Annotated in this window: 20 protein-coding genes and 3 pseudogenes; 18 read left to right on the top strand and 5 right to left on the bottom strand. The window is 59.3% G+C overall.

Annotated features, from left to right (window positions below):
* Positions 1 to 367 precede the first annotated feature (367 nt).
* From P0D89_RS41125 to P0D89_RS41160, 8 genes and pseudogenes are all read left to right on the top strand, one after another.
* A complete protein-coding gene (locus P0D89_RS41125; protein WP_408362804.1) occupies positions 368 to 1027 on the top strand; it encodes an NADPH-dependent FMN reductase in 660 nt (219 codons plus the stop codon).
* Positions 1028 to 1384: 357 nt separating this feature from the next.
* Positions 1385 to 1600 carry a transcriptional regulator gene (locus P0D89_RS41130; RefSeq protein WP_408362802.1) on the top strand — a complete coding sequence of 72 codons (216 nt, stop codon included), beginning with the start codon at positions 1385 to 1387 and terminating at the stop codon, positions 1598 to 1600.
* 422 nt (positions 1601 to 2022) lie between these two features.
* Positions 2023 to 3477 carry an indoleacetamide hydrolase gene (gene iaaH / locus P0D89_RS41135; protein WP_408362800.1) on the top strand — a complete coding sequence of 485 codons (1455 nt, stop codon included), beginning with the start codon at positions 2023 to 2025 and terminating at the stop codon, positions 3475 to 3477.
* A 156-nt stretch (positions 3478 to 3633) separates the two neighbouring features.
* A complete protein-coding gene (locus P0D89_RS41140) occupies positions 3634 to 4371 on the top strand; it encodes a CDP-diacylglycerol diphosphatase (protein WP_408362798.1) in 738 nt (245 codons plus the stop codon).
* A 136-nt stretch (positions 4372 to 4507) separates the two neighbouring features.
* Positions 4508 to 5596 carry a fatty acid desaturase gene (locus P0D89_RS41145; protein ID WP_408362818.1) on the top strand — a complete coding sequence of 363 codons (1089 nt, stop codon included), beginning with the start codon at positions 4508 to 4510 and terminating at the stop codon, positions 5594 to 5596.
* A 19-nt stretch (positions 5597 to 5615) separates the two neighbouring features.
* Positions 5616 to 6014, top strand: a pseudogene (locus P0D89_RS41150) (tyrosine-type recombinase/integrase); the annotation flags it as partial.
* Between the two features lie 19 nt (positions 6015 to 6033).
* Positions 6034 to 6411, top strand: a complete 378-nt coding sequence (locus tag P0D89_RS41155; protein ID WP_408362824.1) for a hypothetical protein — start codon at positions 6034 to 6036, stop codon at positions 6409 to 6411.
* Positions 6412 to 6522: 111 nt separating this feature from the next.
* Positions 6523 to 7356: a glutathione binding-like protein gene (locus P0D89_RS41160; RefSeq protein WP_408362796.1), complete on the top strand. Its 834-nt coding sequence runs from the start codon at positions 6523 to 6525 to the stop codon at positions 7354 to 7356.
* 322 nt (positions 7357 to 7678) lie between these two features.
* Here the strand turns inward: P0D89_RS41160 and P0D89_RS41165 are convergent, their stop codons facing one another.
* The 4 genes and pseudogenes from P0D89_RS41165 to P0D89_RS41180 all read right to left on the bottom strand — a co-directional run bounded on the left by P0D89_RS41165 (position 7679) and on the right by P0D89_RS41180 (position 10545).
* Positions 7679 to 7969: a DUF1330 domain-containing protein gene (locus P0D89_RS41165; RefSeq protein ID WP_408362794.1), complete on the bottom strand. Its 291-nt coding sequence runs from the start codon at positions 7967 to 7969 to the stop codon at positions 7679 to 7681.
* Positions 7970 to 8168: 199 nt separating this feature from the next.
* Positions 8169 to 8442 (bottom strand): annotated as a pseudogene (locus P0D89_RS41170) (muconolactone Delta-isomerase family protein); the annotation flags it as partial.
* Positions 8443 to 8865: 423 nt separating this feature from the next.
* A complete protein-coding gene (locus tag P0D89_RS41175) occupies positions 8866 to 9696 on the bottom strand; it encodes a glucose 1-dehydrogenase (protein WP_408362792.1) in 831 nt (276 codons plus the stop codon).
* 129 nt (positions 9697 to 9825) lie between these two features.
* Entirely contained in the window at positions 9826 to 10545 is a 720-nt protein-coding gene (locus P0D89_RS41180; RefSeq protein WP_408362790.1) for an SDR family NAD(P)-dependent oxidoreductase, read from the bottom strand.
* A gap of 767 nt (positions 10546 to 11312) precedes the next feature.
* On the opposite strand from P0D89_RS41180, the pseudogene P0D89_RS41185 reads away from it, so the two are divergent.
* A pseudogene (locus P0D89_RS41185) lies at positions 11313 to 11558 on the top strand (SDR family NAD(P)-dependent oxidoreductase); the annotation flags it as partial.
* Between the two features lie 398 nt (positions 11559 to 11956).
* Positions 11957 to 12706, top strand: a complete 750-nt coding sequence (locus tag P0D89_RS41190; protein WP_408362788.1) for an SDR family NAD(P)-dependent oxidoreductase — start codon at positions 11957 to 11959, stop codon at positions 12704 to 12706.
* A 119-nt stretch (positions 12707 to 12825) separates the two neighbouring features.
* Here P0D89_RS41190 and P0D89_RS41195 read toward each other — a convergent pair whose 3' ends face one another.
* Positions 12826 to 13152, bottom strand: a complete 327-nt coding sequence (locus tag P0D89_RS41195) for a glycine cleavage system protein H (protein ID WP_408362786.1) — start codon at positions 13150 to 13152, stop codon at positions 12826 to 12828.
* Positions 13153 to 14241: 1089 nt separating this feature from the next.
* Between P0D89_RS41195 and P0D89_RS41200 the strand changes: the two genes are divergently transcribed.
* The 8 genes from P0D89_RS41200 to P0D89_RS41235 form a co-directional block, all read left to right on the top strand.
* Positions 14242 to 15159 carry a haloalkane dehalogenase gene (locus P0D89_RS41200; RefSeq protein ID WP_408362784.1) on the top strand — a complete coding sequence of 306 codons (918 nt, stop codon included), beginning with the start codon at positions 14242 to 14244 and terminating at the stop codon, positions 15157 to 15159.
* A gap of 36 nt (positions 15160 to 15195) precedes the next feature.
* The gene (locus P0D89_RS41205) at positions 15196 to 18201 is read left to right on the top strand and encodes an FAD-binding and (Fe-S)-binding domain-containing protein (protein ID WP_408362816.1); all 3006 of its coding nucleotides are present in this window, start codon (positions 15196 to 15198) and stop codon (positions 18199 to 18201) included.
* Positions 18202 to 18247: 46 nt separating this feature from the next.
* Positions 18248 to 19189, top strand: coding sequence for a dihydrodipicolinate synthase family protein (locus P0D89_RS41210; RefSeq protein WP_408362782.1), 942 nt, complete (start codon positions 18248 to 18250; stop codon positions 19187 to 19189).
* Between the two features lie 165 nt (positions 19190 to 19354).
* On the top strand, positions 19355 to 20602 hold the full coding sequence (locus tag P0D89_RS41215) for an MFS transporter (RefSeq protein WP_408362780.1): 1248 nt from the start codon (positions 19355 to 19357) through the stop codon (positions 20600 to 20602).
* A gap of 117 nt (positions 20603 to 20719) precedes the next feature.
* Complete coding sequence (locus P0D89_RS41220) at positions 20720 to 21964, top strand: FAD binding domain-containing protein (protein WP_408362778.1); 1245 nt, start codon at positions 20720 to 20722, stop codon at positions 21962 to 21964.
* Between the two features lie 60 nt (positions 21965 to 22024).
* A complete protein-coding gene (locus P0D89_RS41225; RefSeq protein ID WP_408362776.1) occupies positions 22025 to 23290 on the top strand; it encodes an LVIVD repeat-containing protein in 1266 nt (421 codons plus the stop codon).
* Positions 23281 to 24270: a Gfo/Idh/MocA family protein gene (locus tag P0D89_RS41230; RefSeq protein ID WP_408362774.1), complete on the top strand. Its 990-nt coding sequence runs from the start codon at positions 23281 to 23283 to the stop codon at positions 24268 to 24270. Before P0D89_RS41225 ends, P0D89_RS41230 begins: the two co-directional genes overlap by 10 nt.
* A 61-nt stretch (positions 24271 to 24331) precedes the next feature.
* A partial coding sequence (locus P0D89_RS41235) for a porin (RefSeq protein ID WP_408378429.1) occupies positions 24332 to 25194 on the top strand: 863 nt, incomplete at its 3' end.

Consider the following 25194-nt stretch of genomic DNA (forward strand, 5'->3'; position numbering starts at 1 on the left):
AAAGCGTGGGGCAATGGACGAAACTGGCCGCACTCTGCCCAATCGCGCTAGCCCAGGTCGACCGAACCCAAGCGACGAAGCGCAAGCGTCTACTGTGGAGGTCCCTCTTCGCCATGGGCTGCGATATGATTCGAAAATTCTTTTCAAAGACGTTGCCGCCTCCGGTTCGCCATACGCTTATCCGGGGCGGCTTAACGTGCTTTGCGGCGCAATGCGCCCGTGCGCGGTTATATGTTTAGAACAAAAAGTCGCTTAGCCCCGCGCCCGGCGGTCATTAAGATGACACTTCAAAGTCCGGTTCGCCCCGGCCCGTCTGCGCGCAGCCCCGCGTCAGCGTGCCGTGAGCCGCTACTGAAGGAGCATCTCGTTGACCCGATTCGATCATCATCGCCGGCCGCTCATCATCGGCATCGGCGGCACGACCCGCGCCGCTTCGTCGACCGAGCGCGCGCTCGGCTTCGCGTTACGCGGCGCCGAGGCCGCCGGCGCGAACACCCGCCTGTTCGGCGGCACCTTTCTGCATAGCCTGCCCCACTATGCGCCGGAACAGCCAAACCGCACCGACGAACAGCTCGAACTGATCGACGCCGTGCGCCATGCGGACGCGCTGATCATCGCCACGCCCGGTTATCACGGCGGCGTGTCGGGCCTCGTGAAGAACGCGCTCGACACGCTCGAAGAACTGCGCGCCGACGAGCGCCCGTATCTGGACGGCCGCGCGGTCGGCTGCATCGTCACCGCGTACGGCTGGCAGGCCGCCGGTTCGGTGCTGACCTCACTGCGCTCGATCGTCCATGCACTTCGCGGCTGGCCCACGCCGTTCGGCGCGGGCATCAACACGCTCGAAACGCGCTTCGATACCGTCGACACCTGCTCAGACCCTAAGGTCGTCGATCAGCTCGCGACAGTCGGCCAGCAGGCCGCGCAATTCGCGCTGGCGTTCAATGCGCATCGCGCGCCGAACCCGCTGTCGGCCGGCCAGCCGCTCGGTGAAACGCAACCCGCGCGCCTGCTGCACGCGGTCTGAGTTTCCGCCGCACGCCGCTCGTGCATTCCTCACCCACCCCTCGCGCGCACACTGCCGTGAACCGCTCTCGTGGCCCACGGCAGCGGCATTTGCGCAAAGCGTGCGGGACATAACAGACCGCGTGGCCGCCCCGCTGATAGTGTGATCGACACAGCGATAAGATCCGATCCGGGCTCCTGAAGACCGCTCCCGAACCCCGCTGATTAGCTTACGACGAAAGATTGGTTCACCCGCTGCGCAGCGCGCCCTACGCTTGACCCTAGCCGCCCACTCATCGAACGTCTGGCGCTACGGGTTACGTCCTACGCACTGGTTTTTTTGCAACGCATGCGGGCACACTGATAAGAAGTCGACATCATGAAGTCACATATCCGCTACAAGGGTTACGAGGTCGCGCCCGTCGCGCAACTGCTGCCCAATGGCATGTTCGCCGCCAATCTGACCATCGAGAAGACTTCCGCGAACAACGGCAAGGCGTATTCGTTCGACGCGCTCGATTACTTCTTCGACGAAGAACATGCCCTCGCCTATGCGTTCAGATGGGGACGTGTGTGGATCGATAATCATCAGTGACGGGCTGCGCGTCGATCGTCGCGATGGCCAGGCTCGCGGCATGAAAAAGTTGCGCGCGAACTGAGAGCAGTTGCCTGCTAGCGGCGGCCGCTGCATCATCCGGCATCGGCTTTCGGACGGCTGTGCCAGAATAGGCGGCATCACGAGTACGCCCTTTGCATGCCGCCATGTCCGACACGTCGACCTATGTTGCCGAAGCTCGCAGCCCATGCTCGCGGATATTGCGCGGCCGTTGCCCGCGTAAAGCGCGGCACGCGCGCGCGCAATGCACGCGCGTCTGCTCATGCGGCCGCCCGGCGTCCCCATTTCTGCTGAACTTGCCGTGATCGCGCACCCGACGCTGCCCGCGCGTCCCGCACATCGCGCCGCGCTTCGCATCACGCTCGCGCCGGCAACGCACCCGACGACAAGGAGACGCGCCGATGACCTGGACCGTCGATGAACAGCTCGCGCTGAACGCCACACAAGCGGTTGCCGCGATCCAGTCCGGGCGCCTCGCCGCCACCGACTACGTGGGCACGCTGCTCGCCCGCGCCGCTGCGCTGTCGAGCCTCAATGCGCTCACCACACTCGACCTCGCCGGTGCGCTGGCCGCCGCAAAGCGCATCGACGCGCTGCCCGCCTCGGCAAAGGCACAGCTGCCGCTCGCCGGCCTGCCGGTCGTCGTCAAGGACAACATCAATACGGCGGGCTTGCAGACCTCGGCGGGCACGCCCGCTCTCGAAGGCTTCGTGCCGTCGACCAACGCACCTTCCGTGCAACGGCTCATCGACGCCGGCGCGATCGTGCTCGGCAAAGCGAACATGCACGAACTCGCGTTCGGCATCACGAGCACCAATTTCGCCACGCATGCCGGCCCAGTGCGCAATCCCTACGATCCCTCGCTGATACCCGGCGGCTCGTCGGGTGGCACCGCGGTAGCGATCGCCGCGCGCATCGCGCCCGCGGGTCTGGGCACCGATACCGGCGGCTCGACCCGCATTCCGGCGGCGTTGACGGGCACCGCGGGGTTCCGGCCGTCGGTCGGCAACGGCGGCGCCGAGCGGCGCTATCACGATCCCGACGCCGTCGTGCCGATCAGCCACACGCGCGACACCGTGGGACCGATGGCGCGCACCGTGGCAGACCTCGCGCTGCTCGACGGCGTGATCACGTCGGCCGGCGCGTTGCCCGCGCTCGCGCTGAACGGCCTGCGCGTCGGTCTGCCGGCGCCGCTGTGGGAAGCGCTCGAGCGCCAGGTGGATGACGTGGCGCGCGCCGCACTGGTGCGGCTCGAAGCGGCCGGCGTCGTGTTCGTGCCGGTGGCGATGAGCGAACTGGAGCATCTGAATGCGATGGTCGCCGGTCCGGTTGCGATTCACGAAGCGCGCGACGACGTGCTCGCCTGGCTCGTCGCCAACCATGCGCCGGTCAGCACGGTGGCCGAACTGGCCGCGCGCATCGCGAGCCCGGATGTGCGCGCGATCTACGACAGCGTGCTCGTCGACGCGCTCGGCGCGCATTACGCGGCGGCGCTGAACCACTGGCGGCCTCGCTTGCAGCAGTACATGGCCGCGACGTTCGCCGCTGAGCGCCTCGACGCGCTGCTGTTTCCGACCACGCGCCTGACCGCGGTGCCGATCGACGACGTGAGCGGTTCGTCGACGGTCTCGATCGACGGCGCGCCGCCGATCGACACGATGGAAGCGTTCCTGCGCAATACCGATCCGGCCAGCACGTCCGGCATTCCAGGACTGTCGCTGCCCGCCGGGATGAGCGCGAGCGGGTTGCCCGTCGGCCTCGAACTGGACGGGCCGCTCGGCTCGGACCGGCGGCTGCTGGCGATCGGCGTCGCCTTCGAGCAGTGTCTTGGCGGCCTGCCGGCGCCGGTGCTTTGACGCCGCTGATCGCGCTGTATTGACCTCCCATTCCGCTTGACGCCAACGACAACCCCTCTGAAAACACCAGCCAAAGTGCCGATGACGACACGAACATCTACCCCCGCCCACCTGCAAACACAGCCGCAAAAGCAGCGGACCTTCAAAGGCCAAGCCGTGAGACTAGCGGCCACGTTAGCCATCCTATGCAGCGCTACCGCATGCGCGCGCCTCGCCACGGTCGATTCCAACGCGCTGTGGAAGATCGTCGACATACGTTGCGTGCCGTCGCAGCAGGCCACCGGCACGCCGGGCCAATGCACGATGGTCGATCTCGACAAACGTTACGTGATCCTGAAGGATATCGTCGGCCGCTCGCAGCATCTGCTGATTCCGACCGACCGCATCACCGGCATCGAAAGTCCGCTCGTGCTGGCGCCGCATGCTCAGGACTACTGGGTCGACGCATGGGGCTCGCGGCACTACGTCGAGACTGCCGTCAAGCGCACGTTGCCGGACGATCAGCTGGGCCTCGAAATCAATTCAGAATATCGCCGCTCGCAAAACCAGCTGCATATCCATATCGACTGCCTACGCCACGACGTCAGCGCCGTGCTCGCGCGGCATGCGAAGGACGTGCCTGACGAATGGCGTTGGCAGACGATCGACGGCGAGCGCTTCCGGATCATGCGCGTGACGTCGCTCACCGGGACCGGCAATCCTTTCAGCGTCGTCGCGCGCGACAATCACGACGCCGCGGCCATGGCGACACAGACCATCCTCGTGACCGGCGCGGGAGCGGACGCGGACAAGGACGGCTGGCTGATCGTCAACAGCGGCACCGAAGTCGGCGACGGCAACGGCTCGGCCGAAGGGCTCATGGATCACGCATGCCGCGTGGCGGATGCCAATTGAGGAGCCTGCCATCGCGCCGGCGACCAGTTTCACCGCCTATGCACGATCGAGCAGATGCATTGCTCAATAAAATGGTTCTGGCGTCATGCGTTGATCCGTAGGATCGGTCTGAATCTGCTTGATGACCGGTCCCCCCATGGCGATTTATCTCGACGACGCGCAACGCACTTCCCTCGCCCGGCTGGCAAGGAGCCTCACGTGGCGCACGCAATGGCCGACATGGGCGCTGATCGTCGCGATCTACGGTGGCTGGTTCGGCGTGGCGACCCATGCGCGCGAACTCGGCCTGCCGTTGAGCGCGGGACTGCTGGCGGTATTCGGCACGTGGTACATGTCGCTGCAGCACGAATTGCTGCACGGCCATCCGACTCGTTGGCCGTTCGTCAACGCGCTGCTCGGCTTCGCGCCGCTTGCGGTGTGGTTCCCTTTTCGCATCTATCGCGACTCGCATCTTCTGCATCACGACGACGCGCATCTGACACATCCCGGCCGCGATCCCGAAAGCTATTTCGTCAGCCAGCAGGTGTGGCTGCACGCGGGGCCAGCGATTCGCACGCTGCTCGCGTTCCGCAATACGTTTGTTGGCCGGCTTCTGGTGGGCCCCGCATTCGCGATTGCAGCAACGGACGCGCAGGCGCTCGGCAAGATCAAACGCGGCGACTGGCGCGACATGCCGGCATGGCTCGCGCACGTCACCGCATTGGCCGCGCTCACCGTCTGGTTGCAGCAGGTCTGCGCGATACCGGCGTGGGTTTTTATCGTCGGCGTGGGGTATGGCGCGCTGTCCCTCGCGTCGGTCCGCTCGTTTCATGAACATCGCGTGGCGCAGGATCCTGCGCATCGCACCGTCATCAATGAGGCGGGATGGTGCTGGCGATTGCTGTTTCTGAATAACAACTATCATCTGGTTCATCATGACTTGCCGCATGTGCCCTGGTTTGCACTTCGACAGGTGTATGTGACCTCGCGCCAGCAATACATCAAGCGCTCCGGACACTTTCTGGTAAAGGGCTACAGCGAATGGTTGAGGCTTTATGTGTTTGCTCCGGTTACGCCTCCGGTTTATGGTGATCTATCCGGTTTGATCCAGAGTAATCCGCACGCTTCCGACAGTTCTGCGGGTAAATTGCGGGTAAAATTCATGGTAGTTGTCCGTGGAGGAGAACCCCGTGAGGCTAACCTACCCGTTACTGCTGAACGCCAGACCCCAAGACAAGCCCTATAAAATCCGTGACCGCGACTCTATGTATCTGCGGGCGTCGGTCTCGGGTTCGAAGGTGTGGAAATTTGACTACCGGCTGGATGGCAAGGATTGCAGCTATACCCTTGGGCGATTCCCTGATCTGTCGATAAGCGACGCCCGCCAACGTCGCATCGACGCGGCAAAGCTGGTGGCGTCCGGCATCCACCCCAAGGCCTACGAGAAGCAGCTGCAACTGCAGGCGATCACACGCAACAAGAACACCTTTTGGGCCGTCTGCGAGGAGTGGATTGAAGACAACCGCGACAGGTGGAGCAAGTACTACTGCGGGCAGGCCGTACGCTTTCTCTCGCGCTATGTGAAAGATTCGCCACTCGGGAACATGCCAGTACGCGATATCAAGGTGGCTCACGTCTACGACCTGCTGCAATCGATTGCAAAGCGCAAAACCCTTTCAGGCGATGAACGAAGGCACGCTCTCGGTGCTCCTGGCGCCCGATGTCGTGCGGAGTTGGGACCAGGAAACCCTGAAGCAGTACCGCGACGATATCAACGACATCTGCCAGTGCCTGGAAGACCCGTGGTCGGCGAAAGTCGACAGCGCCGACGGCCACGAACACTCGATCATCCACAGTTCGGCCCAGAACGTAGCTACGTATCTCAGGAACATCGACATGCTGTGGGAACTGGGTGTGAAGTCGAAGATGCATCAGGCGTCGGCAGGAGCGCAACACCGAGTCTGGCAACATCACGTTGCCAGACCTCATCCTGTTGCGTCTTCGGATGAATATCGACGCAACAAATGCCGCTTGTACGGTCACGCAACAGGAAGCACCTGAAAAAATGGATATCCTGTGGATAACTCGGCCGCCTTACCTGTTGAAATATAATAAAACCTGAAAAACCAAACCAACGCAACACCACACCATAGGTGCCAAGAATAGCCCGGCATGCACTACCGCTGGAACTTTCTGACCACGAATGAGGAGTCGCTGCGCAAAGGCTTCATCCAGAACACCTCCAAGGACCGTCCGCTGAAAGAGCGGTATCGCCTGGGTGCCGACTTCTTTAACCAGGCGCGCGACTATACGGTGCAGTTCGGCGTGACCAAGGACAGCATTCCGGCGATCGAGGAATCACTTGCCGAGGCCTTCAAGATCCTTGATGAGCATTTCCGGCAATATCCGTATTTGCTCGGCGGTCCGCCCTCGGTCGCTGACAGCGGTCTGATGACGATGTTCTACGCCCACCTTTCGCGCGACCTGCACCCCAGCAGCATCATGCAGAAGACGGCGATGAACCTGTTCAATTGGACCGACCGGATGAACCGCAGCCAGTGGGTCTACGGCGATTATCCGGGCGTCGAGGAGGAGTATTTCGATTTTGACGAGCTGCCGGAAACGTTGTTGAACTTCATCCTTTACATCTTCCGCGATTGCAGCACCGAGTTGAGGACGACGGTCGAAGCCTACAACAAATACATAGACGAGAATCCATCGCTGAAGAAGGGCGACGAGATCGAGGCGTTCGGAACCCCGCGCTCTGCGCACCCAATGTTCGGCAAAGTTCACTATGAGCTGCGTGGCAGGCCGGTGGTGAAGCTCGGGATGGTCGATACCATCTACCAGTACCAATGCGTCACCAAGCTTCTCGAAGATCTGAAGGGCAAAGAAGACCAGTACGACGTATACAAGCTACTCAAGGATACCGGCGGCGGCTGGATGCTGGAAACGCGGGCGAACACGCCGATCAAGTACGAGAACTACACATACACGATCGCCTGAGTAGCGGACCCGGGTGAACCACGCCCGGGGCGGTTTTGTCTCAGCCCAGCTGATCGAGCACAGCGATCCGTGAACCATCGTTCATACTGAGGGCAATTTCAGTCGCCCCAGTAGTCGTTGATCGAGAATGCGATGCTGCGGAGCCCAAACGGGCCTTACGCAAAGGACGACCCGAAGCCAACGTCCATCCCAATGACCGTCAACATCCCGTCGCGCTGCGTAATTAGTAGCGCCCCTTTTCTTCGGCCGGAAGCCTACCCGGCCTTTGGGAGTCAGCAAGGAGTACATTACGGGCAGCGCACGCCTCACAGCACCGGTGGACTTACTCGGCACCTTCGACTATGAAGACGCGGTACACGGCTCCCGCATGCCGATGCATTGATGCTTCCTGATAGGCTGAGCTGTCGTACCAGCGCCTCGCTTCTTCGACTGTCGGAAATCGCAGGACGGCGGCGCCCTCCATCGTCGGCCCTTCGAGCACCTCGTGATTACCATATAGCGCCAGAAACGACACGTTGTGGCCTTCGGCGGCGGCTGGTGCCTTCCGCCCGTATGTATCTAGCTCTGCCTGATTTGTCGTTTCTTCTCGGATGAATACGACATAAGCAACCATGGTTGAATACTCCTTCTCATAAGGTCCGATTCCAGATGTCCGATAGTTGGGCCGCTTGTATTCGATTTATATCAAACCCGCCCGTACCGCGAACTTATCAAAGGAGTGGTCACACTGGTAGACCGCGTAGGGAATAGTACATATTCTCGGCGAGAACCGCCGTACGGTTTCGCCCTACGCACGTTGCGGGCTCAGCAGGCTTCGCAAGTGGCGTTACTTGCAGCTCCATATAGGGGAAGAGAGGCGACCCGGAGAACACCGCGCGGACTTCATCATTCGACTCGAAGTCGAAGTCGAAGTCGAAGTCGAAGTCGAAGTCGAAGAGGCCGAAGTTCGCGTACTCACCGACGACTCGGTAAAGTTGTCCCCACTTCCGTTCCCGCTTCAGCCGCTGCGAACACCTTGAGATCGCCGGCCTGCGCGGGAGGCATATCGCTGGACAGTTGCACATCCATTCTGACGAGAAATAACATCTGAAAGCCTCCGGCTTTAAATCAATTCGTGTGTGCATAGCACGCGGTCGCGAATCATCGTGGATGTATCCGTGAGCGCAATGGAGGCAGTGCGCGATTAGTTATCGCGAGTGTGGGTGCTGTGATACCAGTTGAGTGGATGTTTTATTCAGAACCACAGAGTGAGCAAGTCAGGACCGCATTGACGAACCGGCATCTCACACCACGCGAGCTGTGGGCGGTGACCCCCGCCGGCCGTATGGCACGCATAAAATCGCGCGCGTTCATCACCTTCGTCGAGGCAATGCGTGAAAACGCCAACGCAACGATGGCGCCGCTTTGATACAGGGATTACTTGTCGTGATCCTTCCAAATGCCGTAACGTCGTGAGGGACATCGCGTAAGTCGATTCTGGCAACATCCCACACTGCGCCGCTCGTTCGGTCAGATCAATACCATTCCGCCGTCCACCATAACTGTCTGGCCGGTAATGAAGTCGGAGTCAGACGACGCAAGAAACGTGGTCACACCGACAATATCCTTTGGCGTTGAATACCGGCCCAACAGGATGTCCGTACTGAAATCGTTGATGGCCTGATCCGGTCTGGACGTGATGCCTCTTTCGACGAATTCCCGGTTGAGCTGATCCCATAGCGCGGTATGGACCACACCTGGGCCAAAGCAGTTCACGGTGATTTTGTACTCCGCAAACGCTCGGGCGGCCGCCTGCGTCAATCCGACGACTGCAAACTTGCTGGCGCAATAGTGGGCAAACACCGGATAACCCTGTTTGCCGCCAATCGATGCCGTATTGATGATCTTTCCGCCGGTTCCCTGTGCAATCATCTGCTTCGCCGCCTCTTGTGTGCCCATCAGCACACCCAGGCCGTTGACGTTCATTAGCCTGTTCCAGCCAGCCTCAGAAATCTCGAGATATGACGCCGTCTCGATGATTCCGGCATTGTTGAACATGACGTCCAATCGCCCGAAGCGCTCGACTGTCTTCGCCACCAAAGCCTGGATGCTCGCCCGGTCCGTTACGTCCACGCGCACAGCAATAGCTACCCCTCCAGTGCTTGACACAATTTCTTCAGCGACTTCCCGCGCCGCGCCTTCGTTGATGTCTGCGACTACTACGTTCGCTCCATTTGCCACAAGGTCAGCCGCTATACCCGCGCCAATTCCGCTGCCGGCGCCTGTCACAATGATGCTTCGCCCGTTGAGCCGGTCGCTCGCCGAGCGCGAATTTACAGTTTCTTGCCTGATTTCAGACATGTCTCACTCCATTGGTTAGCACGTAACCGAACCGGGTGTTTTGCTCCGAAGATCGATCGAACCAACCAAGGCGCCGCCGGACATGTCCGGCACCACCTTGCTGGTCGTCAATTGGGGAGTAAAGAACGCTCAGATAGCGAGGAAGCCGCCGTCCACGTAGAGCTCGGCGCCTGTGGTGTAGCTGGCTTCGTCGCTGGCGAGGTAGAGAATGGCGTAGGCCAGTTCGATCGGCTCGCCCATGCGCTTCATAGGCGTGCCGGAGACGACCAGCCTGTTCAGTTCTTCGCTCTGCGCGTCGACCATCGGCGTGTGGGTGATGCCTGGGTGGACAGAATTGGCGCGGATTCCGTCTCCCACATAGGTGAGGGCAGCGTTTTTCGTCATGGTGCGGACTGCGCCTTTCGAAGCGTGGTAGGCTGCCGCGCCCGGCGCGCCGATCGTCCCCCAGATTGACGAGATGTTGACAATCGCGCCCTTCCTGTTTTTCTGCATGACTGGGATGACGTGCTTCATTCCAAGGAACGGGCCAGTCTGGTTGACCGCAATAGTGCGATTCCACGACTCGACCGAGCACTCGGTAATGGGCTCGTAGGTCAGGATGCCGGCGTTGTTGACCAGGATGTCGATGCGACCGTATTTTGCTTCGACGTCCCTAACGATCTTCTGCCAGTCACTTTCCTTGGTGACATCAAGGCGCATGCTCTCAATGCTAGCGCCGAACTTCTCCTTCGGCTCAGCCAGGTCGCCGACAACAACCTTCGCGCCCTCCTTCGCAAACAGGTCGACAACCGCGCGGCCGATACCTTGGTTACCGCCCGTGATCAGGGCTACTTTGTTTTCCAGTCTCATGTCTATCCTCTGTGAACACTCTGCGGATGGCACATTCCAGGCCGCCATCCAGGACAAGGGTGAGAAGCAGCGCCCGCTCACCCGATTCGATTTCAAAGCGGATTTTTCTCCAACCGCGGTGGGAATGACGGTCACCAGGGTGGGCGACTAAACCGTTTCCCGAACTAAGACCGCCTTTGCCAACCTCGTCGAAACTTCCCTATATGCACCTATTTATCGCTCTGGCGACTTGTGCCGATAGGAAGCTTCATGGTCTTCCGTCAAGGTACGTCACACAATCTGCCCGGTGGGAATAACTGATATTCCTGACTCCAGCTAGCTGACGCACACCACCCGCGCGCATCCTCACTCGAAACAACGCGCCGCTTTTGATTCGATAAGCTGGAGCAACCGGACGATGGACGAGGACCTAGCTCGCGTCGCCACTGACCTGCCGGAAATGTACTCGAGACTCAAGTCAGCCGGACTCAGCTTTCGCGAGCGCACTGTTTCCAATCTCGGCTTGCATCAGATTTTCTTCAAAGACCCGTCTTGCGTGACGATAAAACTGAATTTTCCGTGGAAGGGGAACTCGCAGCATCGACTTCACCGGTCGCTAGCGGGAAAACTCCGCCGTGGGAATACAAAAGGGGAACGGATAGAAGACCGGCCGTGCAGCTCGACTTTTCATTTGGTTAAGCAAATCGCCTGTCATCGGAACAGAGAGACGGTGCAGGACAATCAATCAGGATAGCCTTCGCTATCGCACATCATGAGGGTGTTTGAACATGAGCAATCTTGAATCGAAAAAAGTGTTGATCGTAGGCGGCAGTTCTGAGATCGGTGCCGCTACTGCCATGGCTTTCGCTGGGCTAGGCGCCGAAGTAACGATCGCGTCGCGCAACCAGGCGAAGCTGGACGCCGTTGCGGCCAGGATCCGCAGGCATGTGCGCACCGCCGTGCTGGACACGACCGACGAAGCTGCTGTTGAAGCCTTCTTTGCCACGGCGGGACAGTTCGATCACGTTGTGATTTGAGCGGCGCAGACGCCTGGCGGTCCGATTCGCCAACTCAGGTGGCGGAGCAATCGCCTGAACCCGCTTTGTCCAACACATCACGGCCACCTGCTCATCGAGTTTTGCCAAAAATGCCAGGCGGGGCATCCTACGTGCGGATACCTCGCCCCCACATTGGTTTCTCCGCGTGATACCTTGGTTTAGACGGCTGTCGGCGTCGCCCGATGCGGATATTCCAGATATCTCGTTCGAGGCGTACTCCGGAGAATTGCCAGCGCGCCGGTATCGGCTCCATCGCAGCGTGCGGCTTCATCGAGCCCATTCCGTCCAGGAATCATTGATATTTCGAGGGGATATCTTCCGTCAGCCCATACCGCATGCAATCCTTTGCTCCATCGTGCACGGAGCAAACGATCATGAATAGATTGCTTAACAAGACTGCAGTTATTACTGGCGGAAACAGCGGCATCGGCCTCGCAACGGCCAGGCGATTCGTCGACGAAGGCGCGCACGTCTTCATCGTCGGCCGACGTCAGGCAGAGCTCGATCAGGCTGCCGCTCAGATAGGCAAGAACGTCACGGCCGTAAAGGCGGACGTCACCAAACTCGAGGACCTCGACCGCCTGTATTCAATCGTTCAGGAAAAGCGTGGACAGATTGACGTTCTGTTCGCCAATTCCGGATCGATCGAACACAAGACACTCGAACAGATTACGCCGGAACACTACGACAGGACGTTCGATGTCAACGTGCGAGGTTTGATTTTTACCGTGCAGAAAGCGCTTCCCCTGTTGCGCGAAGGTAGTAGCGTTATTCTCACCAGTTCGATCGCCGGTATATTGGGGCTTGAGGCACACGATACATACAGCGCAGCCAAGGCAGCGGTCCGCTCTCTCGCCAGAACCTGGACGGTCGAGCTAAAGGGAAGAGGCATTCGAGTCAACGCCATTAGTCCGGGGGCAATCGACACACCCATCATCGAAAGCCAGGTAACCACTCCAGCGGAGGCGGATGCGTTGCGTGCCAAGTTCGCCTCAGTGACGCCTCTGGGCCGTGTGGGGCGACCCGAGGAATTGGCGGCAGCTGTACTCTTCCTGGCATCGGAAGACAGTAGCTATGTGGCAGGCACAGAGCTGTTCGTGGACGGGGGGTTGGCGCAGGTCTGACACAGCCATGACGCGTCAATGAAGCTGATCAGCCGACGCTCAAGGCATGGGCGACGGCTGATGGCTCTGGTAGTCGTCGAGCACCGGGGCCTTGATGAGGGACTCTGTGTTCCCGCCAACTACTGAAATCGCTCCCGATACATCTGATAACCCGCTCGGGCGGCAGTCCACGCCACGGTCGCCGAACCCATCACAACAAGACATAGCAGGTACCCGTAACCTACCAGCAGCTTGAATTCCTCGACTCGATTATGCGTGACCGACTCGATCACCGCAACCGGCGCCTCAGCGCTGGCCTTTTGCCCCGGTTCCAGCAGTTCAATTGAAACAATCTCACCGAGTGCGTCCTGGGCATGGTGGGTAATCCCCACCGTCCAGACACCATCCCGCCCGGTGCGGACCCATTCATGCGCTTCGGTATATTTCAGCTCAACGGGTATGCCCACGACTTGCTCCTTTCGCTATTCGATTCGGCGCCGTCATTGCGTGACGCTGGACACCCACAATCAGGCCGGAAGTTCCGGGGTGCCAGTTGCGGTGTGCATCCGCGGGCTTAACCGCCACCAGGATAGCGAACGGACAAATGGTTCGACACCGATCGGACATGAGGTTCAGCAGCGGCAGTGATTCACGCGAGCGCGACCTGTGAGTTGTCGGGTACCGTTCCGAGAAGCGATACAGCGTCGCCTTTCGCGACCACGCTGATATCGCTGACCGACAACCCCTTGGTTCGCACCAACGCTTTTCTCACGGCGTAGGCCGTCTGACGGTTCTGTGCCCTCACGGTCGCCTTTGACGAGGTCATCGCGGGAACAGTGGCAGGCGCAGCATTGGTCTGTGCAAATGCGCTACCCCAAAAAGGACTGCGCAGGCTGCCACGATTGGCAACATCTTGTGAAATTTCATGTTCATGCCTCACGTTGGAACCAATCGAGGAATGGCGCTATCGAAAGCGGCCCGCGCAGCGAACAGGCAATCAAATCTTAGTGAACGCCTATCCCCTCAGCAACGATACATGGGTATCGAATCGACATTCTTTTGATGGTACGAGGCAAGGAGTTCATTCCGATTGGAGATAACAGGTATTCCTTGCGTACACCTACCCGTCGGCTACACCAATGAATAGCATCAAATTGCGCAGGTTGAACTACCAAGCGGCGACGCTGATTGCACTGCAAGTCAGCAGCCGGTACGGCGGGCAGGTCGCGATCTCAAGCCAAGGTCTTCATTCATAAACGTCATGCAAAGGCCGATCAAAATGCGTTTGATGTCGCTCCGGCTCCCACGCAGACTACGGGTACGGACAGTGCGAATACCTGTTTCGAATGCCGAGTTGCCCGGTCTAGTGGCGGCACTCCATGCGGCATGAAGTACGGACCGTCCCGCGAGTACACGTGCGTTTCGTGAAGGACATCGTTGGTAGATCGCGAGCAAGGACTCAGGCTACCGAAGCGCGCGCGACAAGTCGTTGCGCCACGAAACATAGCTGACCTGCCAGACGCCAGGTTAGGCCTGCGTCGATAAGGAGACTTGAAATGCAAAGAGAAATATCTGCGGACTTCCCGTTCGATCTAAAGAGAACTCGCGTGCGCGACGCTGAAATGGCCTATGTCGACGTCGGCGAAGGAGATCCGATCATCTTTCTGCACGGCAACCCCACATCTTCCTACACGTGGCGAAACGTCATTCCACACGTACAGCAGCTCGCCCGATGCCTTGCGCCCGACCTGATTGGCATGGGTGAGTCAAGTCCGTCGCCGACCTACTCCTACACATTCGCCGACCATGCGAACTATCTCGATGCGTGGTTCGACCAGTTAAGCCTGCGCAAAAAAGCCATCCTGGTGGTTCAGGACTGGGGGGCAGCGCTCGGGTTCGATCGTGCGGTTCGCTTCCCCCACTCGGTATCTGGCATCGTCTACATGGAAGCGATGGTTCGCCCGAGGCTGTGGACCGATTTGCCGCCGGAGCGCCAGGCGATGTTCAAACGGCTGCGCGGCGAAGAAGGAGAAAGAATGTGTCTCGAGGACAACTTCTTCGTGAAGAAGATGTTGTTCGAATACGGCGTCATTCGCGAACTGACCTCTCGTGAGAAAGAAGTCTATTTGAAGCCATTCCGCGAGCCCGGTGTCTCGCGTCTGCCCACGCTTGTGTGGCCCCGGCAAATCCCGTTCGACGGCGATCCTCCGGACACGTACGCACGTGTCAAACGATACAGCGACTGGCTCACACAAAGCGTCGAGTTACCCAAGCTCTTCATCAACGCCGAGGAAGGACACGGAACGGCTGGCGCAGCGCGGGCGTTTTGCCGTGCGTGGCCCAACCAACGCGAAATCTCTCTGCGTGCGAAACACTATTTACCCGAGGACTGCCCGCACGAGATTGGAGAGGCAGTGGCCCAGTTCGTGACGCAGGTTCGTGGTGCGACCTGGTCCGCGCCCACGGCATCGTAACGTCGAAGCAAGGGCGAACCTCTCATCATGTCGACAATTCAATCTGCGCAACTGCATCTGGCTGGCGGTCAATCGACCGCCGGGAGCAATGGGTCGCGAGACCTATTGGCCAAGCTCCGTGACGATCTGGCCGGCGCCCTGGGTGCGTCAGTGTACTTCGGCGCGGGTCACCTGGCCGTGTATGCGTCCGACGCCTCCAATTACCGGCAAGTGCCGTTGGCGGTGGTCATCCCCAGCTCGATCGACGAACTGATCAAAGGGATCGAGGTATGCCGGCGCTACAACGCACCTGTCCTGATGCGAGGTGCCGGTACCTCGATGAGCGGGCAAACCGTCAACACGGCAGTCGTGTTCGACGTATCCGCTCACTGTTCGAGGATTCTCAATCTGGATCCCGCCTCACGCACCGCGCTTCTTGAGCCCGGCGCGATCTGCGATCAGCTTCGCGACGCGGCCGAACGGCACGGACTCACCTTTGCGCCGGATCCATCGACGCATAGCCGGTGCACGCTGGGTGGGATGATCGCAAATAATTCCTGCGGTCCACACTCTGTGATGGCCGGAAAGACGCTTGAAAACATCGAAGAAATAGAAGTTCTGACGTACGACGGGGCACGGTTCTGGGTGGGGCCGACCAGTGAGGAAGAACTCGAACACATCATCGCAGGAGGCGGACGCAAGGGAGAAATCTACGCTGGCCTGCGGGCGCTTCGTGACAGGTATGCCGACCTTATCCGTAGCCGGTTTCCGGACATCAAGCGTCGCGTCTCGGGCTATAACCTGGATCAATTGCTACCTGAGAACGGCTTCAATGTTGCCCGCGCGCTTGTCGGAACCGAGGGCACCTGCGCGCTGACGCTTCGCGCCCGTGTCCGTCTGGTTCATAGTCCCGCGCATCGCGTCGTCCTTGCACTAGGGTTTCCCGATATCTATACGGCGGCCGACACAGTACCGGAATTTCTCCAGTGCTCACCGCTTGCGATTGAAGGTCTCGACCGTCAAATCATCCGGGGACTCGAAGCGCGAAACCTGGCAGCCGCCGAGATTGCGATGTTGCCCGAAGGCGATGCTTGGGTTCTCATGGAATTCGGTGGCGAGAGCCCGGAAGATGCGGTTGCCAACGCGGACCACGCAGCAGCGAGGATTCTGAATCGGGGCTGCGGGCCCGTTCCGACCAGCAAACTCCTTGTGAGCCGCGAGGATCAACGACGGATCTGGTCGATCCGCGAGAACGGCGCCTCCAGTACACAACTGTCGATCAACCCCGGGGAGCCGGATCCCAAAGTCGGCTGGGAAGATGCGGCCGTGGATCCGCATCGACTCGGCGACTATCTGCGCGCTTTTCAGGCGTTGGTCGATCGTTACGGTTACAAGACATCGCTGTTCGGGCATTTCGGCGATGGGTGTGTCCACGCTCGTATCACCTTTGACCTCAGGGATGCACAAGGGGTACTTGGCTATCGGCAGTTTGCACGGGAAGCCGCGCAGCTCGTAGTCGATTACGGCGGCTCGTTGTCAGGCGAACATGGCGATGGCCAGGCAAAAGGCGAATTGCTTCCAATTATGTTCGGCGACGAACTGATGGAAGCGATGCGTACCTTCAAGAAAATCTGGGACCCGCAGAACCGAATGAATCCCGGAAAAGTTGTGGATGCACGCGGTCTTGATGAAGACCTGCGTATGGGTCCGGCCTACAAAGTCGTGAACTTTGCGACCAGACTTCAGTTCAGGAGCCAGGAAGGAAATGGCTTCCAGCGAGCGGTGGAGCGTTGTGTCGGGATGGGACGTTGTCGCGCCGAGAAGGGGAACACAATGTGCCCCAGCTATCGGGCGACGCACGACGAGCGCTTTTCCACGCGAGGTCGCTCCCGAGTTCTGTGGGAGATGTTGCAGGGAGATCTGATCGAAGACGGCTGGCAAAGCGAGCCGGTGAAGGAAGCGTTGGATACCTGTCTCGCGTGTAAAGGATGCCGGAGCGACTGTCCGACTCATACGAACATGGCCTCGTACAAGGCCGAGTTTCTCTCGCACTATTACGAGCGCCGCAGACGTCCTCGTCAGGCGCTATCGATGGGCCGCATCGGCGACTGGGCACCGCTGGCCGGTCGCTTGCCGGGTCTGGCGAATGCACTGACGCAAACGCCGGTCATTTCGTCCGTTGCAAAGCGGATCGCCGGTGTTGCTGCGGGAAGGACGTTACCGCGATTTGCGCCGCAAACGCATAGCAAACTTCACAAACGTCGTCCCGCCAATCCATCGCGATCGTTGAAGAAGGTCATTCTTTGGGTCGACACCTTCTGCGAGCACTTTCATCCAGAAATAGCCAATGACGCGGTCGACCTACTGGAGATCGCCGGCTTTGACGCGCAGTTGCCGTCGCGGCGCCTGTGTTGCGGCCGGCCGCTCTACGACTATGGTTACCTCGACGCGGCCCGTGAGCGTTTGCAGACGATTCTCGATACGTTGTCTCCCATGTTTGACGGAGACGATGCTGCCGTCGCGCTCGTCGGGCTGGAGCCCGGATGCATGTCGGTGTTCAAGGACGAACTGCTGAAAATGTTCCCGGATGATCCACGGGCAAAGGTTCTCTCCGACAACGCTTTCCTGCTTGGCGACTTTCTCAACGTGAGCGGGTACCGACCGCCCCGGTTTGACGCCGAGGTCATCGTTCATGCGCACTGCCATCAGAAGTCCCTCTTCGGCGTGACGGGTGAAAAAGCCATTCTTGCCGCGATGGGTGTAAAGGCGACATGGCTCGATAGCGGGTGCTGCGGGATGGCGGGTTCATTTGGCTTTGATCCAAAGCACGAGGAGATCTCTGCGAACGTGGGCGAGCTCGTGTTGTTGCCCGCCGTGCGGCAGGCGCCCAAACAGGCGTTCATTCTGACGAACGGCTTCAGTTGCCGGGAGCAAATCCACCAGAAGACCGGTCGCCAGGTCGTGCATTTCGCTGAGCTTCTGAAAATCGCGCATGAGCGTGCCGAAGCCCGGCCGGACGACGGACATGCTGTGGCCGCGGAAGCGCCAGCGGGAACTGCATAGAACCGAGCCAGCAACAGATACGAACCGACCATTCAAGGAGTGCATTGTGACATCCGCCCTAACGCCTCATCTTCACCCGCCCATTCGCGGCGTACTCGCTCCCGTCGTGACTCCGTTCGGATACGACCTTGAAGTGGACACCCAGGCGTTCATTGAGCACTGCAGGTGGCTTGTGGACGCCGGCGCAGGTCTGGCTGTGTTTGGAACCAATTCAGAAGCCGCCTCGCTGTCGCTTTCCGAACGCATGTCGCTTCTCGACACATTGACCGACGCTGGACTGCCCGCTGGAAAAATGATGCCGGGCACCGGCACATCGTCGCTGAAGGAGACGGTCGAGCTAACCCGTCATGCCGTCAATATAGGGGCGGCCGGTGTGCTCATGTTGCCACCGTACTATTTCAAGAATCCGTCGGAGAACGGCCTGTTCGACTATTTTTCCCGGGTCATCGAGCTGGTTTCGGACTCACGCCTGCGGATCTATTTCTACCACATCCCTCAGTTCTCCCAGGTTCCGATTACCCTGCCACTCATCGAACGTCTGATCAAGCGCTATCCGGGAATTGTTCGTGGCGCAAAGGATTCCTCAGGAGACTGGGCGAACACCGAGGCCATGATTCGCAGCTTCGGGGCGGATGGATTTGATGTGTTTCCTGCCAGTGAAGCGTTCCTGGCTCGAGCGATGGAAATCGGCGGTGCCGGGTGTATCAGCGCAACCGCGAATATGAATCCGCGCGGCCTCGTCGAGCTATACACCGCGCTGATTTCGGATGAACCAACGAATACGTTGTCCGACGCATTGGCTATCCGCGAAATCTTTATGTCGGTGCCAATGATTCCCGCCATGAAATACGTGATGTCGAAAGTCACTAACACGCCCACGTGGTCGGTCGTGCGGCCACCCCTGACTTCCCTCGCAGACGAGTTCGGCCTGGACCTGATGAAACGGCTAAGCGACGTTCGGTTTGTTATGCATGGCCTGAATTCGTAGCGATCAGCCCTGCCCCACCACCGTGGGACAGGGACCACAGATCCCCATTTCCGCTCCGTAATAACACGAAGCCTGCGGTGCGCCGTACAGCGGTAAGCCGGCGCGACGACAGGAAAAAAAACGGCGGCGTAGGGATCTGCACGAGGATTCAATGAGGAGACACGTATGAACAGTTTGGAAAGTTACGCGGCGCAGCCCCCCGCATTGGGTTTGGACAGGAAGTTGACGAAGACTTCCCTCGTTCTCGTCATGGTTTTGCTCGGCATCTCGTACATGTTTAACGCGATGGACCGTCAGGTGTTTCCCGCGTTGCTCGGCGGAATTCGGGAGACCTACGGCTTGACCCTGGCTCAATCAGGATTCGCCAGCACCGTATTTACCGTCAATGTCGCCATCTTCGGGGCGATCAGCGGGTGGTTCCTTGCACGCTTCAAGCGCCGATCGATTCTCGTCGGCGGTCTGATCGGTTACTCACTCTTTACGCTTGCGACACCGTTCGCCCAGGGATTCATCAGCCTGTCGGTCTATCGTGCTTTCACAGGCGTTGGAGAAGCGCTGCAGATTGCAACAATCTTTTGCTGCATAGGGAGTTATTTCGGACGGACCCGCGGCGCAGCTATGGGCGTCATGCAGGCGTTTTTCGGCTTTGGGGCGCTTGTGGGCCCGATTGCCGGGACACGTCTGAGTGCGTGGTTTGGATCGTGGCAGATGCCGATGTATATTTTCGGCGCCGCCGGCATTCTCATTGCCATCGCGGCGTTGTTCCTCATCCCAGCCGATTTTATCGAGGCCATAGAGCCGGGTAGCGGTACTACCGGCACGCTTCGGATGACGCGTGAAGATGTTCCCCGACTGCTCAATCGAAACGTCATTCTTGGTTCAATCTCGTTTGCGCTAGTCGGCCTGGCTTTCTTTTCGTACTCGGGACTCTACGCAACGTTCCTTCGTGAGCATTTGCATTATTCGCCAATAGCGGCGGGCTCTGCACTGGGGATGTACGGACTTGGCGCAATGGGCGCGGTCGCTGGCGGCTGGGCGGGCGACCGGCTCGGAAAAAAGGGGGTCTTTGCCGGTCTTGCAGTTCTCGCAGCAGTGAGCTTCGCCCTCTTCAATGGTGCGTCACGGCCGCTCACGCACGCGGTTCTCTCCTTCGTGTTTGGTCTGATGGTCAGTGGTTTTTTCTATGCCCGCTTCGTCTCCATCATTCAGCGCAGTGCCCACCCGGCAAAAATTGGGTACGCCGTATCCGCGGCAATGGCCGGATTCTATATAAGCGGGCCGTTCGCAGGATTTCTCTTTGGGAAGCTCGCCGATATGTGGGGGTGGTCTATCGCCGCCAATGTCATGGTATTCGCGCCCCCGTGTGCCGCCATTGTGCTCATGAGCTTCTTTGATTTCTCCCGGCTTCGCTGAGTATGGAGAAAACGAAGCTAGTCGTGCCCGGCTGCCCAGCCACCAGGCTTCAACCGGAAATTCCGGAAGAGCCGATAAACGTCGTTATTAAAACCGCCTTTGTTGTGAGGTAGAGCAATGAATCAACATCACAATCCGTCGCCCCGGCGACGCGCGCTTGTCATCGGCGCTTCCCTGGCTGGACTCTTTGCGACCGCATTGTTGCGCAAGGCGGGCTGGTCCGTCGAGGTCTTTGAGCGTTCCGACGTGGAATTGTTCGGACGCGGGGCGGGCATCACGGTGCAGCCGGAGCTCCGCGAGGCGCTCGTGGAAAGCGGTGCGGACGTTGGTTGTCTCGGTGTCGAGATCACCGATCGCATCGCGATCGACCAGCAGGATCGCGTCATCGAGCGGCTGCCCTACCCTCAGATCGTGACGTCGTGGGACAAGCTCCATCATTTGATGCGAACGATGATCCCGAGCGAGCATCACCATCTCGGGTGCAACCTGCAATCCGTCGAACAATCGTCGTCGGGGGTAACGGCGTATTTCACCAACGGGCGTGTAGAGAAAGCCGATCTGCTCATCGCGGCGGACGGTTATCGGTCGACGGTGCGCGAAATGTATATGCCGGAAATCCAGCCGATTTACGCCGGCTACGTGATCTGGCGCGGCGTCGCAGACGAGAGCGCGATGCCGAAGTCCGCAAAAGACACGATCTTCGACAAGTTCGCGTTCTTTTTGCCGCCGAACAACAAGATCATCGGATACCCTATTCCTGGCCAGGACCACGCGCTTGAGGCGGGTCGTCGGCGCTACAACTGGGTCTGGTACCGACCGGTCGACAGGGAAACGCTCCAGACAATGCTGGTGGACGAAAGCGGCGTTTACCATCCGATCTCGATCGCGCCTCCGAAGATTCGCCAGGATCTGATCGACGAAATCAAGCGCGCAGCCAAAGATCACCTTCCGCCCTCGTTTAGTGACACGCTGACGGCTATTCCCCGCCCCTTTTTCACGCCGATCTACGACCACTTCTCTCCGAAGATGGTGTTCGGCCGGGTCGTGCTGATTGGCGACGCCGCTTCTGTTGGCCGACCGCACATCGGGATGGGCGTCGCCAAAGGCGCATCGGACGCACAGGCACTTGCCGATGTTTTGCGCGACGCTTCGGTGCCGGCCGAACAGGCACTGGCAAAGTTCGAAAAGGACCGCCTGGACGTCGGTCTAAAGGCGGTGGAACGTGGTCGTTCGCTCGGTGAGTATCTGCTGTTGCCACACCCCTCCAATAACACTTCACGCGACGCGCATTGGCAAGAGTTTCACAGTGTCCACGGCATTCTTAAGAATACGGCGTCATCCGACTTCCTCAAACCGCTTTGATGGTTGGCCGCACTGAAATCCCGGCGACGCCGGACATGAAACGCAACTAGAGAGATTGAGATGTCTACTTCCGACCTTCCAGTCCCGGACTTTTCGAAGAATATGCGCATTATTGGTCATTCAGACCAGGGTGGCCGCCCCGACGGCGTACAGCTCATGGTCCATCGTGGCTATGCATACATCGGCCATATGTTCTCGAAAGGATTCAGCGTCATTGACGTACGGGATCCCACGAAACCGACCCCGGTCAACTACGTGCCGGCCAAGCCTGACACCTGGAATATCCACCTGCAGACGCACGACGATCTGCTGCTCGTGATCAACGCCAAAGACATGTTCGCCGCGACCGAGTTTCAGGACGAGCGCGCCTACTATAGCGGCGCGCTCGGTCAGAAGGTAGGCACGGCCAGCAAGCCGAGCACTGGGCGTCATTGGCGCGCCGGACTAGCCGTTTATGACATCTCGAAGGGAGACGCTCCCCACGAAATCGGATTTATGCCGGTGGAAGGCGGCGGCATTCACCGCGTGTGGTACACCGGAGGCCGCTGGGCCTACGCATCGGCGCTGCTTGATGGATACACGGACTATATCTTCATCACCATCGATATGTCCGACCCACGGAACCCGAAGGAAGCCGGCAGATTCTGGTTGCCCGGCATGCATGTCGCCGGTGGAGAGGTGCCTTCCTGGGACGGTTCCAGACGGAACGGCCTGCACCATCCGATCGTTCACGGCGATACGGCGTATTGCGCCTGGCGGGATGCCGGGATGGTCATCCTGGACGTGGCGGATCGATCGGCGCCGAAATTGATCACACACCGGAACTGGTCGCCCCCATTCGGCGGCGGCACGCACAACTGCTTACCACTCCCCGATCGTGATCTGCTGGTCGTGCTCGACGAAGCCGTGCTTGATCACCAGGAAGATGGTGAGAAGTTTGTCTGGATGTTCGACGTCCGTGAGAAACGCAATCCGGTGAGCATCTCGACATTTCCGACGCCGGCCGAGTCCGACTACAAATCGAAGGCCGGACACTTCGGGCCTCACAACTTGCACGAGAATCGTCCGGGGTCGTTTGTCAGCTCGGACATTATCTTCGCAACCTATCAGAACGCAGGCGTACGTGCGTTTGATGTGCGCGATCCGTACCGGCCAGTCGAGATCGCCGCGTGGGTGCCACCGGCGCCGACACGTCTGATGGACCAGCGTCCAGACCGTCCGTGCGTTATCCAGTCTGCCGACGTGTTCGTGGATTCGAACGGCATCGTCTATTCGACCGACTACAACGGCGGTCTCTACATCCTGGAGATCGAGTCGTGGCAATAAACACAGCGATTGTCGGGCTCGGGTGGTGGGGAAAGCACCTGATGCGTCAAATGGCCGGGTCCGATGTGCTCCGGTTCGCCGCTGCGGTTGGTAGTCGAGACGCTCACCGGGCAGCGGCCGACGCGTATGGCGTGCCATTCACAACGGACATCGAGAGCGTACTAAACGATGATGGCATTCAGATGGTGGTGCTGACGACACCGCATGCCTTGCACGCCCAACAGGTCATGAGGGCTGCCGCGTCGGGAAAGCATATCTTCTGCGAAAAGCCGCTGGCGCTCACCGTCGCCGATGCGATCAAGTGTGCCACGGCGTGTGAAAAGGCCGACGTTCGACTCGGACTCGGGCATGAGCGTCGCTTTGAAACCGCGATGGTGGAGATCCGCGGGCTGATCAAGCGTGGCGAACTGGGGACCGTCCTGCACGCCGAAGGCAGTTTCAGCCATGACAAGCTGGCTAACGTGCCAACTGAAAACTGGCGTTTTACTGGCACTGATCTGGCTCCCCTGCCGATGACCGCTACGGGCGTTCACCTGACGGATCTTATGCTCGATATGCTCGGTGACGTCTCCGAGGTGTACGCCGCGTCACCACGCCGTGACGACGGCGCGGTGAGCAAGACTCTCTCGCTGCATCTGCGCTTCTCCAGCGGAGCAACAGGGTACGTCAGTTCCATTCTCGACACGCCGCTTTACATGCGATTCGCTGTCTTCGGAACCGCTGGTTGGGCAGAGGTTCGAAACCTGGCGCATCCTGATGCTGGCGGTTCAAGCATCACGACCATCCGCACGACGAGCGGTACTGAAAAAACCATCGTGCATGATTGGAACGATTCGGTGAGAGCGAATCTGGAAAGCTTCTGCCGCGCCGTCGCCACCGACGCACCCTATCAGATTTCTATCGACCAGATGATTCGGAACGTTGCCGTCACGGCGGCCGCCGCCGAATCGCTAAGGAGCGCTCGCCCGATTCAGTTGTAGAGCTGGCAACGACAACAAATATGTTGTCAATTTAAATATAAATACATTTGGAGACTTGTCGATGAACATGCCAGGTTATTCCAGGTATGCCGCAATGGCATTGGCGTTTGCTACCCTCTCACCCGCCGCGGCTAACGCGCAGTCGTCAGTTGAGATGTACGGGGTAATTGACGCTGTCGTCGGTAGTTTCAAAGGCAGTGGGGATCCGGCCGCAACGGTCGGGCTGCTGAACGGGGGGCAGACAACCTCATTCTATGGGATGCGCGGGACTGAAGATCTCGGCGGTGGCTACAAGGCTGACTTCGAAATAGAGGGGTACGTTCTCGTCAATACCGGGCAGGCAGGCCGCTTTACCGGCGATACAACGTATTCCAGAAACGCCTACGTCGATCTCTCCAGTCCCTATGGAACCTTGCGTTTTGGGCGTATCGTCACCACGTTGTTCTATATCACGTCACGGGCAAACCCGTTGCCGGGATCCTATCGCTTCAGCCCATTGCAAACTCAGACATGGATCGCCGATTACGGCCGCAATGTATTGGGTGACACGGGTTGGGACAGCTCTATCCTCTACGAGTCTCCGTCGATTTACGGCTTCAAGTTTTCCGCAACGGAAACAGCGCCAGGCACTGGCGCACATAACCAGTCGGCGGCAGTGGAATATACCCATGGTCCGCTCTACCTGGCCGGCCTGGTTCAGCGAGTAAAATACGGACTCGGCATTACGCCGGCGATCAATCGTCAGGATACCTATTTTTTTGGCGGATCATACAATCTCGACTTTGCGAAATTGTATGCGTCCTACGCCCACAACGCCGATTCCAATAACGGTGCCATTGACAACACCTATCAGGGTGGCGTGTCGGTTCCATTCGGCAGCCTGGCGTTGAGCATGGCCTATTCGAGGACGAATACGCCAAAAGG

The sequence above is a fragment of the Paraburkholderia sp. RL18-085-BIA-A genome (assembly GCF_046027075.1).
Classification (GTDB): Bacteria; Pseudomonadota; Gammaproteobacteria; order Burkholderiales; family Burkholderiaceae; genus Paraburkholderia.

What these genes read in the sequence shown, in the direction of transcription:
- P0D89_RS41175 (WP_408362792.1), bottom strand. Translation starts at nt 9,696, where the DNA reads ATGTCTGAAATCAGGCAAGAAACTGTAAATTCGCGCTCGGCGAGCGAC.
- P0D89_RS41145 (WP_408362818.1), top strand. Translation starts at nt 4,508, where the DNA reads ATGGCGATTTATCTCGACGACGCGCAACGCACTTCCCTCGCCCGGCTG.
- P0D89_RS41190 (WP_408362788.1), top strand. Translation starts at nt 11,957, where the DNA reads ATGAATAGATTGCTTAACAAGACTGCAGTTATTACTGGCGGAAACAGC.
- P0D89_RS41160 (WP_408362796.1), top strand. Translation starts at nt 6,523, where the DNA reads ATGCACTACCGCTGGAACTTTCTGACCACGAATGAGGAGTCGCTGCGC.
- P0D89_RS41165 (WP_408362794.1), bottom strand. Translation starts at nt 7,969, where the DNA reads ATGGTTGCTTATGTCGTATTCATCCGAGAAGAAACGACAAATCAGGCA.
- P0D89_RS41130 (WP_408362802.1), top strand. Translation starts at nt 1,385, where the DNA reads ATGAAGTCACATATCCGCTACAAGGGTTACGAGGTCGCGCCCGTCGCG.
- P0D89_RS41200 (WP_408362784.1), top strand. Translation starts at nt 14,242, where the DNA reads ATGCAAAGAGAAATATCTGCGGACTTCCCGTTCGATCTAAAGAGAACT.
- P0D89_RS41180 (WP_408362790.1), bottom strand. Translation starts at nt 10,545, where the DNA reads ATGAGACTGGAAAACAAAGTAGCCCTGATCACGGGCGGTAACCAAGGT.
- P0D89_RS41225 (WP_408362776.1), top strand. Translation starts at nt 22,025, where the DNA reads ATGTCTACTTCCGACCTTCCAGTCCCGGACTTTTCGAAGAATATGCGC.
- P0D89_RS41215 (WP_408362780.1), top strand. Translation starts at nt 19,355, where the DNA reads ATGAACAGTTTGGAAAGTTACGCGGCGCAGCCCCCCGCATTGGGTTTG.
- iaaH (WP_408362800.1), top strand. Translation starts at nt 2,023, where the DNA reads ATGACCTGGACCGTCGATGAACAGCTCGCGCTGAACGCCACACAAGCG.
- P0D89_RS41220 (WP_408362778.1), top strand. Translation starts at nt 20,720, where the DNA reads ATGAATCAACATCACAATCCGTCGCCCCGGCGACGCGCGCTTGTCATC.
- P0D89_RS41155 (WP_408362824.1), top strand. Translation starts at nt 6,034, where the DNA reads ATGAACGAAGGCACGCTCTCGGTGCTCCTGGCGCCCGATGTCGTGCGG.